Origin of the sequence: Metabacillus sp. KUDC1714 (assembly GCF_014217835.1) — a bacterium.
Lineage (GTDB): Bacteria > Bacillota > Bacilli > Bacillales > Bacillaceae > Metabacillus > Metabacillus rhizosphaerae.
Map to the genome: position 1 here is coordinate 3,015,108 of NZ_CP055263.1, position 15,590 is coordinate 3,030,697.

Sequence of the window (15,590 nt, forward strand, 5' to 3'; positions counted from 1 at the left end):
TTGAATACCTTATTAACTATTAATCTTGTAGCATTTCTATTAGTTACAGCTTATGCGGTGTATTTATTTGTTTACCTTGTAATAACACGATATGAATATATAAAATTAGGCCGAAAAGTAGAATTTGACTTGAAATTAAAAGAGCGAATAGACAAGGTGAAGGTAAACGTCTTTGGACAAAAGAAACTTTTAAAAGATAAAAAGAGCGGTTTCATTCACGTCCTCTTTTTCTACGGATTTATTCTTGTTCAATTTGGGGCAATAGATTTTATTATAAAAGGGCTTGTTCCAGGAGCTCATCTACCTTTTGGCAAACTTTACCCGGCGTTTACTTTTTTCCAAGAAATTGTCACCCTTCTTATATTAGTTGCTGTTATTTGGGCATTTCATCGCCGCTATATTGAAAAACTTGTTCGTTTAAAACGGGGATTTAAATCAGGTCTTGTGCTACTGTTTATAGGCGGTCTAATGATTTCAGTTTTGTTTGGAAATGGAATGTCTATCATTTGGAATAACCATGGGCTAACTTCTGCAGAACCTATTGCATCAACATTTGCATTTCTTTTCAATGGATTAAATGAAAAAGCCGCTATTACTTTGTTTTATATAGCATGGTGGGTCCATTTACTATTTTTACTAACCTTCTTAGTATATGTACCACAGTCAAAGCATGCACATTTAATTGCAGGACCTGCAAATGTATTTTTTAATCGACTGTCAAAACCTGGAAAGCTTGAAAAAATTGATTTTGAAGATGAAACACAGGAAACATTTGGGGTAGGCAATATCGAGGATTTCTCACAGCATCAGTTAATCGATCTATATGCTTGTGTTGAATGCGGTCGTTGCACCAATATGTGTCCAGCTACAAGTACAGGTAAGGTTTTGTCGCCAATGGATTTAATTTTGAAGCTTCGTGATCATTTGACAAATAAAGGAGCTGCCATTACTTCTAAATCACCTTGGGTCCCAGTACAACTTTTTAGTCATACAAAAGGGAACCAGTTAGCGATGATGGCAGCTGCAAGTGGTGCAACTGAGACAGCTGCAACTGTTGATTACAACCCTGCATTAATAGGGGATGTTATTACAGAGGAAGAAATATGGGCGTGCACAACTTGTCGAAACTGTGAAGATCAATGCCCAGTAATGAATGAGCATGTTGATAAAATCATTGATTTGCGACGCTATCTGGTTTTAACAGAAGGTAAAATGGATGGTGAAGCACAAAGGGCAATGACAAATATTGAACGTCAAGGTAATCCATGGGGATTAAATAGAAAAGAACGAGAAAATTGGCGGGAAAACCGAGATGATGTTATGATTTCGACTGTGAAAGAGTTTAAAAAAGAAGGAAAAGAGTTTGAATATCTATTATGGGTAGGTTCAATGGGATCATATGACAATCGAAGCCAAAAAATTGCCTTATCATTTGCAAAACTTTTAAATGAAGCGAATGTAGCATTTGCAATTTTAGGAAATAAGGAAAAAAATTCTGGTGATACACCGCGCCGTTTAGGAAATGAATTTTTATTTCAAGAACTTGCGACTAAAAATATCGAAGAGTTTGAGAAAAACGGTGTAACAAAAATTGTAACGATTGACCCTCACGCATATAATATTTTTAAAAATGAATATCCTGATTTTGGTTTAAATGCAGAAGTATATCACCATACCGAGCTTTTAGCAGATCTCATAAAGGATGGAAGGTTAAAACCAGTTTTTGAAGTTAATGAAACGATTACTTACCATGACTCATGCTATTTAGGCCGATATAATGAGGTTTATGAGCCTCCGCGACAAATTTTGCATTCAATACCAGGTATTAAGCTAGTTGAAATGGAGAGAAATCGTGAAACCGGCATGTGTTGCGGTGCAGGTGGCGGGTTAATGTGGATGGAGGAAACGACAGGTTCCCGCATTAATGTAACAAGAACTGAACAAGCGCTTAAGGTTAATCCAACAGTTATTAGTTCAGGATGCCCCTACTGTTTGACAATGCTAAGTGATGGAACAAAAGCAAAGCAGGTTGAAGAACAAATTAATACGTTTGATGTAGTTGAATTATTAGAAAGATCAATTGTTGGGAAACAGTTGGAATAGTAAAATATTAATAGATGTAATAATGGGAGTCACTTGTATGTAATGTGACTCCCATTTTATTGTTTACTCGGAAATTATAAAATTCTTGAACTGGACGTAATTCGGTTTAGAAGAGATTAGGGACATACAAGGGCAGTAAATGCGATAGGACGTCAATTTTTTTACTGCCAGAGCTATAACAGAACTGAAATTACACTCCTCTTTAATAAGACATCGAACACTTGGGCTCATCCTTTTTTCATTTACCTATGCAAACTTAAGTAAATCAAAGAAGCAAAGTTTAGGTGATTGTTCATATAAGTCCGATAAGTCTTGCAAAAAATTCCCATACGGAGTTACTCAGTTCATATGTTGCTAATCTACGCTTTTGTTTTTGCTCTATTAATTTATAATGGAGATTCTACAGTAATTATCATAGCAGTGTAAATAGTAAGTGAAAATGGGGCTTAGTTAAGGTACTGAACCGTTTTAGTTCAAATGATTGCATCTTTTTGAACTAAAGCACTCGTTCGTAAAATAAATTAAATATGATTTTTTTTCGATACTCTCACGTTGTTTTATTTTTAATAATTAACCATTTAAAAAAGATTCCAAGACAAATAAATATATGTTTCCAATTGTTTAATTCATAAATTCCCAACCAAACACAAAAGGGTTCAAAAACGTATAAGAAAATAAAAGCAGCTAAGGTCATTGCAATATTAAACGATTTCCATGTAGGAAAATATTGATAAATTTATCATATAAACAAAGTGGTAAAGGGGCAATATCAATTACTACAACTGGAGGGATTAAAGGAAATAACATATTGGGGTATCCACATAATATAAACGAAACTCTTATAACATCTAATAATATCACTATTGTTGTTATCATAAATCCATATAATAAAATTTCCACTATTTTTGATTTATCCATCAATTTGCAGCAGTACATAAATTCATGTACTTTTTCTAAAATTTGTGTGAATTACTTTGCTAAATACTATGTTAAAACACTATAAACACAGAAATACCAATAAAAAAACGGGGTACTAATCAACGTGCGATTAGAACCCCTAATTCGTATGCGATTTATTGTTTATCCTCGATAACTTAACCCGTTAGTAAGTTAGGGTCCCCTCTTAATAATGTGCTAGTCCAAGGTGAAATACTTTTCAGTGTTATTGTTTTAGTAAGTATGGTAGAAACGTAGCAATTTGCGGAATCAAAATAATGATTACTAATGCTATGACCATTGCTAAGATGAATGGGATTATTGCTATAGATATTCGCTCAATAGAGAGCTTAGATATACCTGAAGCAACAAATAGATTTAAACCAACAGGTGGAGTTAATAAACCAATCTCTGCTCCTATTACTAAAATGATGCCAAAATGTATAGGGTCAATTCCCAATTGAGTAACGACTGGAAGGAAAAGTGGTGTGAAAATGATCAATATAGAAAGTGTTTCCATAAAAGTCCCTGCAATTAGTACAATCAGACCTATTAAGAGAAGAATAATTAACGGGTTGCTTGATAAATTTATGACAAAATTTCCGATAATAGATGGTATATGATATATAGCAATTAATTTAGAAAAAGCAGCAGCTGTACTAAGAATAATTAAAATTGCTCCAGTCATTATTGACGAGGAAATGATAGACTTTTTAATTTGTTGTAAATTAAGCTCTTTATATACAAAGATACCAATTATAAAAGCATAGATCACAGCAATAACAGCAGATTCGGTTGGAGTGAAAATACCTCCGTAAACTCCTCCTAATATAATGAAGGGGGTTAAAAGAGCCCATTTTGCTTCCCAGAAAGTACTAAATACCTCTTTCCAGTCAATTTTTTCACCACTGCCTGTGTAACCTCTTTTTTTAGATATGATTATGATAGCCCCAATTAAAAACAATACAGCAATAACACCAGGTCCGAATCCTGCTAAGAACATGTCACTAATCGAAACATTAGCAATTATTCCATAAATAATAAGAGGGATAGAAGGTGGAATTAAAATACCTAATCCGCCTCCAGAAGCAGAAACGGCCGCTGAAAACTCAGGGCTATATCCTTTTTTGACCATAGCAGGGAACATAATGGTTCCTATTGCAGCAACTGTAGCAGGAGATGAACCAGATAAGGCTGCAAAGAAAAGACAAGACATCATTGTAACAAGAGCTAAACCACCTGTAAACGTTTTCATTAGTGAGTTTGCAAATGCGATTATTCGTGTAGATAATCCACCTGTTTCCATGAGAGATCCTGCCAAAATAAAAAACGGAATAGCCATAAGGGGAAAAGAATCTAAGGCTGTAAAAGCACTTTGAGTAAGAAAAGCAGCGGGTATCCCGGAAATAATTAAAGAAATGACAACGGCAATTCCAATTGAAACAGCTATCGGTATACCGACAAAGAGACAGAGTATTAATACTGATCCTAAAGCAACACTAGCAGTCATATGAATCTCCTCCTTATATTATATGTTGATTATTGTTTTTACCGTTAGTTGTTGAATGATCTTGAGGGTTTAATTGATTAGTAGAATTAATATCAAGCCTTCTTAACCACATATTTTGTATAATTCTAATTGACATTATTGTAAAACCAATCGGAATGATTAAATAAACATACCCCATATTAATTCGGGTTACAGCAGATACCTGAATAGAACCCATTAATTCTTGAACCATTTTTGAACCATAAAAAATCATATAAATGTTAAAAGCAAGCCAACAAATATCTGAAACGTAATAAATCTTATTGCCAATTATTTTTGAAAGAAGTTTTTCCCCGACCTCCATTTTAAGATGAGCGTTATGCTTTGCGGCTAACGAGATCGCGATATAAACCAACCATATAAATATAAATCTAGCTAACTCTTCAGTCCAATCCAAAGGAAAATTAAATATAAATCGCGATAAAACTTGAGCACCAACTAAAATAGTCATTGAAGAAAATAAGATAATACATATATATTCTTCAAAATGGGCATTGATTGCTTTGGCAATATTCTTCATTCGTTTTATTCTCTCCTTTTAGAAAATTTATGTAATAGTAAACTCATCCCCTATTATATTTTATCGATAATCTAAAAGTAAAGCTTTGTTTAGGAATAATTTTAATTTTAAAATTATTTTGACAATACAAAATAAACTTGGTATTGTAACTTTATAGATTATCGATAATGTATATCTCGTAATCTAAAAGGGGGGATAAATCTTAGAGTATCTTTAATTTTGTTAATAGTTGTTGGTTTACTAATACTTTTCTAAAGGGGGAATACTTATTAAAACGAAAACTAGTTTGATTGCATTGGTATTTGTTCTTTTATTAGGCATTCTTGCAGGTTGTTCTGAGGGTGACACAACTAGCTCCACTACTCCTAAAAATGAAGAAAGTTCAACAACCGCAGCTGTTATCAAAATTGGGTCAGTAAATTCAGATAAACATACGCTTTATAAGGGGTATGAAAAATTCCAAGAAATTGTCCAAGAAAAAACAGATGGAAGAATTAAAGTAGAAATTTATCCAAATGGTCAATTAGGTGACGACCGTACAATGATAGAAGGATTACAGTTTGGAACTTTAGAGGCTGTTGGTGTTTCAACATCTATGTTAGCAAACTGGGCACCTCCAATGTTAGCTTTCGATTTACCATTTGCATTCCCTGAACAAAACGTAGCTTACCAAGTCTTAGATGGTCCATATGGGAAAAAAGCAGGTAAGATGCTAGAAAAAGAGGGTCTTGTTCTTCTAGCTTATATGGAAAATGGGTATAGACATTTAACAAATAATAAAAAAGAAGTAAAAACTGTCGAAGATGTTGCCGATTTGAAGATTCGTACGATGCAAACCCCTTTACACCTTGCCACATGGGAAGCTTTAGAAGCTAAACCAACACCAATGGCTTATACAGAGTTATTTACAGCAATGCAACAAGGAGTAATAGATGGCCAAGAAAATCCTTACGGAAACATGGCCTTGGATAAATTTTATGAAGTCCAAAAATATATGACTGTTACAAATCATGTATATAATCCTATGGGTCTTGTGATTTCTAAAAAATTCTTAGATGGACTTAGCCAGGAAGATAAACAGATTATAAAAGAAGCCGCTGTTACTGCTGGAAATTTCCAACGTGAATTAAACCAAAAGGAAAATGAAAAATTCAAACAAATCCTTGTTGACAATGGAATGAAGATAACAGAACTAACACCTGAAGCATATGAAGGATTTAAAAATAAGGTTCAAAGTGTATATGAAGATTTCAGCAATGAAATTGGAAAAGAGCACATGGATGAATTTTTAGCAGAAGTTGAAAAACACAGTAAATAGTAGTTAATTTTGTAAGCGATTACTTACGGTAATCTTTTATGACCAATAGTGAAGTGTAAAACACTTTCCTTATAAATTTTTTTCAAGGAGGAACATTATGAATTTATTAAAAGATTCGTTTGAATTTGGATTACATACCCAAATTAACTTTGGCATTGGTCGTCTTCAAGAATTACCTAGCATTATTCAAAAATATCAATATAAAAATATACTTATTTGTACAGATCCAGGGATTGCAAATTCGGGTGCTTTAGACCGTTTGGAGACAATACTTAAAAGCGAAAATATTAGTTATGAAGTTTTTACCGAGGTAGAACCAGATCCTACTATAAGAGTTGTTAAAAAAGTTGAGCAATTATATCAAGAGAAAAACTGTGATGCAATCATTGGATTAGGTGGTGGAAGTTCAATAGATACGGCAAAAGGTGTATCTATTGCTGTTGCTAACCCAGGTGATTTAACGCAATTTGAAGGGAAGAATCAAATTCCAAATCGCGGTCCCGATATAATTGCCATCCCCACTACGGCTGGAACTGGGTCAGAGGTTACTCATGCAACCGTATTAAAAGATGAAGATAGAAAATATAAAATGGGTATTCTTAGCGAACATTTGCATCCAAAAGTAGCAATTTTGGATCCGGAATTGCTTACTACTTTACCAAGAGGTCTTGCTGCTATTACTGGAATGGATGCACTAAGCCATGCAATTGAATCTTATACATCAAATCAAGCACAGCCAATTACTGAAGCATTAGGTTTGCATGCGATTGAACTTATTGGAAAATGGTTAAGACCTTTTGCTGCAGATCGCACAAATTTAGAAGCTGCTTCTAACATGATGCTAGCAAGTACCATTGCTGGTTCAGCATTTATTTGGGGAAGAGTGGCAGCAGTCCATGCTTTATCACATCCACTTGGTGGGAGATATAATATTGCTCATGGCTTAGCCAACTCATTGTTATTACCTGTAGTTATGGAATATAACTTAAGCTCTAACTTTCAAAAATTCAAAAATATTGCGGCCTTACTTGGAGAAAGTGTCCATGATTTAAGTGATCGAACTGCAGCAGGAAAATCTGTAAAAGCTGTAAATGAGTTAGTAACAGATTTAGAGATTCCAAAGAGTTTGAAGGAGATCAATATTGAATTATCTGAAGAAGAAATTCAAGTTGTTGCCCAGGAAGCTTTTGATAGTGGAATTGCAAACGCAAATCCTAAGAATGTTTCTGTTAAGGATTTAATTTCTATTATTAACACGATTAAATAAGGAGTGTAAAAATGGAAGCTATTAAAAATTCATATATTAAAGTTAATAATTATATCAACGGTAAATGGGTTCCATCTTCTAATAACGAAACAATCACAAGGGAAAATCCGGCAAACGTTGAGGAAATCGTATCAATCGCTCCAAATTCAACTGAAGAAGATGCAAACAATGCAGTAGAAGCAGCTCAGGAAGCGTTTAAATCATGGTCTAAAATCTCTCCTATTAATCGTGGGAAATACCTATATCGCTTTGCAGAGATTTTGGAAGCCCAAAAAGATGAGGTTGCTGAGCTGTTAACAAAAGAACAAGGTAAGCCACTTAATGAATCTTTAGGCGAAATTAACAAAACGATAAGTGAGGTTCTTTATACAGCTGGAGAAGGATCAAGATTATCGGGAGAAACCTTGCCAAGTGAAAGGGACAATGTAAACATTCGTACGATTAGAATTCCAAAAGGTGTAATTGCAGCTATTTCACCCTGGAACTTCCCATTAGTTACACCACTAAGAAAAATTGCCCCTGCATTAGTTGCAGGTAATACGGTCGTCTTTAAACCAGCAAGCTTAACAGTGGCAATGGGAGCTAAAATCGTAGAACTATTTGAACAGGCAGGACTTCCAAAGGGTGTATTAAACTTAATAATTGGATCTGGCAGCCGGGTTGGAAATCAAATTGTCAACCATCCTAAAGTAAAGGGAATTACCTTTACTGGTTCAACAGGTGTTGGGTCAAATATTTATGAACAAGCGTCAAAACGATTGGTTCAGGTTCAACTTGAGATGGGTGGTAAAAATGCTGCAATCATTTATGATTATGATGATATTGAAGGAGCGATAGGTCAAATCGTGCCAGCCTCATTTGCTGCAGCTGGACAGAGATGTACATCAATTAGCCGCATTATTGTCAACGAGAAAGATATTGATCAAGTTGTATCAGCACTGAAGAAAAAGACGGAAACATATGTAATTGGAGATGGGTTAGAAAAAGAGACAACTTTCGGACCATTGGTTTCTAAGGACCAGTTAGAAACGACTCAAAAATATGTTCAAATCGGTCAAGAAGAAGGGGCAACATTAATAGCTGGTGGGAATGTTTCTGTTCAAAAAACGAAAGGTTATTTTTTTGAACCAACTATTTTTACTAACGTAAAACCTAATACAAGAATTGCGAGGGATGAAATTTTCGGACCTATCCTTGTCGTAATGACAGCAACTAGTTTTAACGAAGCTCTGGATATTTGTAATGACACTGAGTATGGACTTGCAGCTTCTTGCTTCACTCAAAATAAAACCTACCAAGATTTATTTGTCAGTCAAGTAAATTCTGGAATGATTCATATAAATAATGGAACAATTAGTGAATCACATGTTCCTTTTGGGGGACTGAAGCATTCAGCTATTGGACCTTATTCAATCGGCAGTACAGCGAAGGATTTCTTTACAGATATAAAAGTAGTCTATGATGCGACACCCTAATATATTTGTTAAATAAATCTATAATTTTAATAGAAATGATATTCATCTTAGAATATGGATCTGATACTTTGCTTTATAGTCAGATCCATTTTTTTAATAAATTACGGATTATGATGAAGTTCACATTTATTAAAAGTTAACATCTTGTTGTATAGATATTTTTCCAAAATTAACATACCTTCAAACTTATATTATCGATAATCTATAATATAAGATAATAATTTGTTGGTGGGCTAAAAGGTATTTATACCAAAAAATGGGAGGTATTCATGTGAAAAAGCTAGTTTTCATATTTGCAAGCATTTTACTTGTTGTTTCCTTTGTATTAGTCGGGTGTAGTGGAGGAGGCTCGACAAGTGGAGAAGAACAAAAGGGTGAGTCTTCTTTATTACAAGAAGATGTAACATTTATTATCCCAAACGCACCAGGTGGCTCTAACGATTTATCAGTTCGTGGGATCATACGTGGAATGGAGCAAGAATTAGGAGTAGAAGTCATTCCTAAAAACCAACCTGCCTCAAAAGGTATAGTAGCTGCTGTTGAACTTACGCAGTCAGAAAATAATGGTCAGACCCTATATTTTAACTCTCAATCACTCATATTATTGGCACTGCAGGAAGATAATTTAGATTTATCTAAAATACAGCCTTTAGCACAAGTAGTTGAAGATACTTCTGCCATTACAGTTGCAGTTGATTCTCCTTATAATTCTTTACAAGATCTAGTAGATGCTGCTAAAGAAAACCCCGGGAAAATTAAAATTGCTACAAATGGGGTAGGAGCCTTATGGGATTTCTCAGCAAAAACTTTTGCAAATACTGCAAATATTAATCTTCAATATATTCCATATACTTCAGGCGGTAATGCAATGTCAACAGCAGTTGCTTCAGGAGAGGTAGATGTATCTGCTAACAGTCCAAGTGAAGTAAAACCCCTTGTGGATGCGGGGAAACTGAAGGTTCTAGCAGTTCAAAGTAATGAAAGACATGGTCTTTTCCCAAATGTTCCTACAGCAAAAGAACAAGGTTTTGATTCAGAATTTCCAGTTTGGCGAGGTGTGTTTACCGTAAAAGGGACTGATGAGGCAATTTTACAACAATTAGAAGATAGTATTAGAAAATCATATGAGAGTGAAGACTTTAAAGGTTTTCTTGAAAACAATGGTATGCCTGGGAAATTTAGAGGACATAAAGAGTTTACTGAATTTTTTGAGGAACAGGTAGAAATGTATGAGGAAATAGTGAAAAATCAATAGCAATTAAAAACGTTCATGGGATGAAATGATTTTTATATAACCGTCCCATGAATGATTTTTATTTTCAAATCTCCGGAAAGGGGCTTTAATTTGAAAGATATAATTTCATCTATCTTTATAATCATTTTAAGTATTACCGTTTTCTGCGTCGCAACACCTTTAGGGGAGGGAAGTAGCAATCTTTCTAGTAACGCAGGCTTATTTCCGCAAATTATCAGTTTATTTTTAGGACTACTTGGGGTTTCATTACTTATTCAAGCTATGATAAAAACTAAGAAAAAGAAAATTTTATTTAATAAGAGGGTTTTTATAAAAGTTATTACATTAATTTGTATTCTAGTCGTTTATGTACCTACATTACAAATTCTCGGGTATTTACTGGCAACTAATGTTTTTCTATTTGTCGTTATGGCCTTTCTAGGACAATCTATCAAAAAAACGAGTATCCATACAGTTTTTATATCTTGCACATTATATGTGATTTTCGCACTTCTTTTCAAAGTACCCTTGCCAACGGGAATTTTGTGGTAGATGAGGAGGGATTTACTTGGACATTAGTTTGTATACTGCTGGAATAGAACAAGTACTAAGGTTTGACGTCTTGGCTTTAATTTTCATTGGAGTGTTATTAGGTATCGTGACAGGTTCACTTCCAGGACTTTCAGCAATGATGGGAGTATCAATATTAATACCAATCAGTTATGGTTTATCACCAGCTGCAGGAATACTGATGTTGATAGGGGTTTATCTTGGAGCCGTTTATGGAGGTTCGATTTCAGCAACCTTAGTAAATATTCCGGGCACACCTTCAGCAGTTATGACAACTCTTGATGCGTATCCATTAGCGAAAAAGGGGCAAGCTGGTCGTGCACTAGGAATTTCAACGATATCATCAGCTTGTGGTGGTCTTTTAAGTGTTTTTACCCTTGTTTTAATTGCACCCGTCGTAGCGAATTTAGCCCTTGAGTTTACTTCCTTTGAGATGTTTGCTATTGCACTATTTGGTTTAAGCATCATGTCACTTATTTCACCTGGATCATTAACAACAGGGTTAGTTTCAGGATGTCTAGGTTTATTAATAGCAATGATTGGAGCTGATCCTATGACTGCTCAGTCTCGATTTACATTTGGAAGTATGCATTTATTTTCAGGAGTTCAATTTATAGCTGCAATGGTGGGACTTTATGGTGTGACAGAAGTAATCTTAAATATTGAAGAACGATTTAAAAAATCAAAGAAAAATGTAGATATAGCAAATATTAAGTTTGATAAAAAAATACCAAGTGTCTGGTTAGACATTAAAAAGCTATGGGGGGTGATTACTCGTTCAAGTATTATCGGTGTAATTATTGGAGCTATTCCTGGGGCTGGCGGTACGATAGCATCTATCGTTTCATATGGTCAGCAAAAGAAAATTTCAAAAAAACCAGAAGAAATGGGGAAAGGATCAGTCGAAGGAATAGCTGCCGCTGAATCCTCGAACAATGCATGCACTGGGGGTGCAATGACAACATTACTTTCCTTAGGTATTCCAGGGGATGCGGTAACTGCGATCCTTATTGGTGCTTTTATGATCCACGGTATCCAACCTGGACCGGAGATGTTTCAGGAAAATATCGATTTAGTATCAGCGATATTTATAGGGATGTTCATTGCAAACATTTTTATTCTAGTCATTGGTCTTGGTGGGGCGAAATATTTTGCAAAACTGTTAACGATTCCTGAGTCAATTTTAAATAGTACTATTTTAGCTTTTTGCTTTATTGGGAGTTTTGCCGTACAAAATAGCTTCTTTGATGTCCAAACAATGCTTGTTTTTGCAATATTAGGTTACTTAATGGTTAAAGTTAATATTCCACGGGCACCTCTTGTCTTGGCACTTATATTGGGACCATTAATGGAAATGAATTTACGCCGTTCCTTATCGATTGTACAGGATGATTTGGGTGCATTTGCATTTGCTTTTGTTGAAAGACCCATTGCTGGAGTTATTCTATTACTAACGTTTATTACATTAATAATGCCAATCTTTAAAATGATTAATGGTTTAGGAAAACAGGCTGAAAATTCACAACCGAAAGAATTATAGATTAATAATCAAAAATAACAAGCAGGAGGTAAAAATAGAAAATAGAGTAAAGATTGGTTTTGTAGGGTTAGGCTCAATGGGATTTCCGATGGCAAAACGGTTATGTGAGGCTGGATACAAATTACTTATTGCTGTTCATAAAAATCATGAAAAAGTTGAAAAGTTAAAAGAGAAAGGAGCCATTATAAAAGAAAGCTTTAAGGAGGTAATTCTTAACAGTGATATTATCCTAACCATACTTCCGGCAGACGAACAAGTGAAGAAAGTTTTGCTACAAGAGGAAGTAGTAGATAATTTAAAGGAAAATCAAGTATTAATTGAAATGACAAGTTGTTCACCTAAAACGATGAAAAAGATTTTCTATGTTTATGAAAGTAAGGGAGTAAAAGTTTTGGATGCACCTGTAAGCGGTGGCACAGGAGGGGCAGAAAATGGAACATTAACATTAATGATTGGAGGTGACGCTAACTTAGTAGTTGATGTTTCGCCAATTCTAGATAAGATCTCTACAAAAAAAGTAATAGTTGGAGAAGCAGGGGCAGGTAAGACAGTTAAAATGATTAATCAGATGCTAGCTTCTATCCATATGTTGGCAGCATCAGAAGCCTTTGCATTAGCTAAGCAATCAAATGTTGACTTACAGACGTTAAAGGATGTTATAGAGACCAGTTCAGGAAATTCATGGGTATTTCAGAACAAATATGAAAATTTAATGTCTCAAAATTTTGCTCTAGGATTTCGCCTTCGCTTAATGGTAAAAGATATTAATATAGCTTTAGAAGAAGGGGGAATTCTAGAATTACCATTAACCAATTTGACTTCCAATGTTTATAAAATGGCTTTACAAGATTATGGTGAGATGGATATTTCGGCTGTTAGTAAAAAAGTTTTTTAGTGAAGGTAAAGGCTTATTAATATAAATTGAAGGTGATATTAGATGATTGGTCGTTTAGATAAGAGCTCCTTGGTTGAGCAAGTTTATGATATGTTAAAAAACCTAATAATTAAAGGGGAACTATTTCCAGGTGAACGTATTATTGAAGTTGATATAGCAAAACGGTTTGGAATTAGCCAGGGACCGGTTCGCGAAGCTCTATCTCAATTACAAAATGAGGGGCTTGTAATCAGGCACCGTCATAAAGGTACGTTTGTTTCTGATCTTTCAAAGAAAGATACACTAGAAATTTATGAATTGAGAGAAATAATTGAAGAATTTGCATTAAAAAAAGCAATGACAAAGTTTACGGAAGCAGACCTGCAAAGGTTAGAACATATAATTGAAGAGATGAAAATCGCAGGAAAAGAAAACGATATTGAAAAAATAAGTAATGAGGATAAAAAATTTCACGATATGATTTTTCTTCGAGCAGATAATAATCTTTTAATGGAACTCTGGGAAGATTTGAGTATTAAATCTGATCGAATCTGGTATTTAACAAAACAAGTTTACTTTTCAGATCTAATTGATGTTGCAGAAATACACGTAACAATTGTAGAAGCTATTAGAATAAGAGATACAGGTCGTGCTATAAAAGCATTTCTTGATCACCTAAGCGTTGGAAAACATGAAATGATTAGTAAGTTTTTTGATAGTTTAAAAAAGTAAACAATATTTGGATGCAAACTTATGCATAGATTCTCACAGGTGAATAACGATTAAACAATTTTTTTTATACATTTGATTCTATTGTTCCTCACAAATGGAACTTCCTTTAATGAATTTCATAAACCATTTTACACATCGGGAAATATTTTAATTGTTTTGACAATTCTTAATTCACCTGATAACATATTGTTTATAGATTATCGATAATGTATAAAAGATAATCAAAAAATAAAAGATTTTCAGATCTCACTCTATTGAAAGCGTTTAATTGAATTAAAGGTAAAGGAAGTGGGTCAGATTGCAACTTACTGAACAACAACAAAATTGGAGAGATGTGGCAAGAGATTTTGCTAAACGAAAATTAGAACCAGCTACAGAATGGTTAGAAGGCGATTACTTTTGGAATAATGCAAAGAAACTGGCGGACCATGGATTTTTAGGTTTAACACTTCCAGAGGAGTATGGAGGCATGAACTTAAGCATTTTTGATGCATGCCTTATCATCGAGGAACTATGTCGTGTATGCCCAACTAGTGGACGTCATGCTTATCATGCAAGTATGGGTATCGCTTCATTTATTAATCAACTAGGTAATGAAGAACAAAAGAAGCAATACTTGCCAATGATTACATCAGGTAAGCTTTTTGTTGGTTTGGGAATGAGTGAACCGGAAGCAGGCAGCGCAGCAACTGATATATCGACAACAGCTGTTGAAGAAGGAGACTTTTATCGATTAAATGGTTCAAAGGTGTTTATCAGTGAAGCGCATCTGGCTGATTTATTTGTTGTCTATGCCCGTTTCGGCAATACAGGTCGTACTTCAGATATAGGGGCAATTTTAGTAGAACGTGGTACGCCAGGTTTTACTGTTGGACCAAATGAAGAAAACATGAGTGGAGAGGTACAATGTGCATTATATTTTGAAGATGCTATGGTACCGAAAGAAAATGTCCTTGCAACTAATAACGCTTTTAAAAAATTAATGGGTGTATATAATGGGGTGCGTTTAGGATTCTTATCACAAACCATGGGTATTACGCAAGCGGCTTTTGATCGTACGATGGAGCATGTGAAACAGCGTAAACAGTTTGGTAAGGAAATTTGCGAGTTTCAGGGATTACAATGGATGATATCTGATATGTATGTACAGCTTGAAGCTGCTCGTACGATACTTTACAGGGCAGCGGAAGCCGCATCGGATAATAAGCCGGATAAAAATGCAGTTAGTGTTGCGAAAATATTTGTAGCGGAGGCTGCCCAAAAAATCACAGATACTTGTATTCAGCTCCATGGTGGTTATGGATATTCAAAACAATACCCGCTTGAATGGTATTACCGTTGTGTTCGCGCAGCATCTATTGCAGGTGGTACCCTGCAGGTTCATAAAACAATGCTGGCATCAAGTGTACTTGAAAGGAAGTTTGATCAACGAAAATGATAGCTTTGTATAAAACGATAGTTAAGTTTTATAG

12 protein-coding genes are annotated in these 15,590 nt (G+C 34.7%); 10 read left to right on the forward strand and 2 right to left on the reverse strand.

Annotated elements, in window-relative coordinates:
- Positions 1–2,103, forward strand: a complete 2,103-nt coding sequence (locus tag HUW50_RS14360; protein ID WP_066323724.1) for a (Fe-S)-binding protein — start codon at positions 1–3, stop codon at positions 2,101–2,103.
- A 1,162-nt stretch (positions 2,104–3,265) separates the two neighbouring features.
- On the opposite strand, the gene HUW50_RS14365 is transcribed toward HUW50_RS14360, so the two are convergent.
- Together HUW50_RS14365 and HUW50_RS14370 are read right to left on the reverse strand one after the other, a co-directional pair.
- A complete protein-coding gene (locus HUW50_RS14365; protein ID WP_066323727.1) occupies positions 3,266–4,549 on the reverse strand; it encodes a TRAP transporter large permease in 1,284 nt (427 codons plus the stop codon).
- 13 nt (positions 4,550–4,562) lie between these two features.
- The gene (locus HUW50_RS14370; protein WP_066323730.1) at positions 4,563–5,108 is read right to left on the reverse strand and encodes a TRAP transporter small permease; all 546 of its coding nucleotides are present in this window, start codon (positions 5,106–5,108) and stop codon (positions 4,563–4,565) included.
- A gap of 286 nt (positions 5,109–5,394) precedes the next feature.
- Here HUW50_RS14370 and HUW50_RS14375 point away from each other — a divergent pair, with 286 nt between their 5' ends.
- The 9 genes from HUW50_RS14375 (at position 5,395) to HUW50_RS14415 (ending at position 15,556) form a co-directional block, all read left to right on the forward strand.
- Positions 5,395–6,426: a TRAP transporter substrate-binding protein gene (locus tag HUW50_RS14375; protein WP_185652971.1), complete on the forward strand. Its 1,032-nt coding sequence runs from the start codon at positions 5,395–5,397 to the stop codon at positions 6,424–6,426.
- Between the two features lie 97 nt (positions 6,427–6,523).
- Entirely contained in the window at positions 6,524–7,693 is a 1,170-nt protein-coding gene (locus HUW50_RS14380; RefSeq protein WP_066323744.1) for an iron-containing alcohol dehydrogenase, read from the forward strand.
- 11 nt (positions 7,694–7,704) lie between these two features.
- Positions 7,705–9,168 (forward strand): aldehyde dehydrogenase family protein, encoded by a 1,464-nt coding sequence (locus HUW50_RS14385; RefSeq protein WP_066323752.1) that lies wholly within the window; start codon positions 7,705–7,707, stop codon positions 9,166–9,168.
- Between the two features lie 271 nt (positions 9,169–9,439).
- Positions 9,440–10,423 carry a tripartite tricarboxylate transporter substrate binding protein gene (locus HUW50_RS14390; protein ID WP_066323755.1) on the forward strand — a complete coding sequence of 328 codons (984 nt, stop codon included), beginning with the start codon at positions 9,440–9,442 and terminating at the stop codon, positions 10,421–10,423.
- Between the two features lie 90 nt (positions 10,424–10,513).
- Complete coding sequence (locus HUW50_RS14395; RefSeq protein WP_185652972.1) at positions 10,514–10,954, forward strand: tripartite tricarboxylate transporter TctB family protein; 441 nt, start codon at positions 10,514–10,516, stop codon at positions 10,952–10,954.
- 16 nt (positions 10,955–10,970) lie between these two features.
- Entirely contained in the window at positions 10,971–12,512 is a 1,542-nt protein-coding gene (locus HUW50_RS14400) for a tripartite tricarboxylate transporter permease (RefSeq protein ID WP_185652973.1), read from the forward strand.
- 52 nt (positions 12,513–12,564) lie between these two features.
- The gene (locus HUW50_RS14405; RefSeq protein WP_260445710.1) at positions 12,565–13,407 is read left to right on the forward strand and encodes an NAD(P)-dependent oxidoreductase; all 843 of its coding nucleotides are present in this window, start codon (positions 12,565–12,567) and stop codon (positions 13,405–13,407) included.
- A 42-nt stretch (positions 13,408–13,449) separates the two neighbouring features.
- On the forward strand, positions 13,450–14,118 hold the full coding sequence (locus tag HUW50_RS14410) for a GntR family transcriptional regulator (RefSeq protein WP_185652974.1): 669 nt from the start codon (positions 13,450–13,452) through the stop codon (positions 14,116–14,118).
- 298 nt (positions 14,119–14,416) lie between these two features.
- Positions 14,417–15,556, forward strand: a complete 1,140-nt coding sequence (locus HUW50_RS14415) for an acyl-CoA dehydrogenase family protein (RefSeq protein WP_066323765.1) — start codon at positions 14,417–14,419, stop codon at positions 15,554–15,556.
- Positions 15,557–15,590: the final 34 nt, after the last annotated feature.

Coding starts and splice junctions, on each gene's coding strand:
- HUW50_RS14365 (WP_066323727.1), bottom strand. CDS start 4,549: ATGACTGCTAGTGTTGCTTTAGGATCAGTATTAATACTCTGTCTCTTT.
- HUW50_RS14370 (WP_066323730.1), bottom strand. CDS start 5,108: ATGAAGAATATTGCCAAAGCAATCAATGCCCATTTTGAAGAATATATA.
- HUW50_RS14380 (WP_066323744.1), top strand. CDS start 6,524: ATGAATTTATTAAAAGATTCGTTTGAATTTGGATTACATACCCAAATT.
- HUW50_RS14385 (WP_066323752.1), top strand. CDS start 7,705: ATGGAAGCTATTAAAAATTCATATATTAAAGTTAATAATTATATCAAC.
- HUW50_RS14410 (WP_185652974.1), top strand. CDS start 13,450: ATGATTGGTCGTTTAGATAAGAGCTCCTTGGTTGAGCAAGTTTATGAT.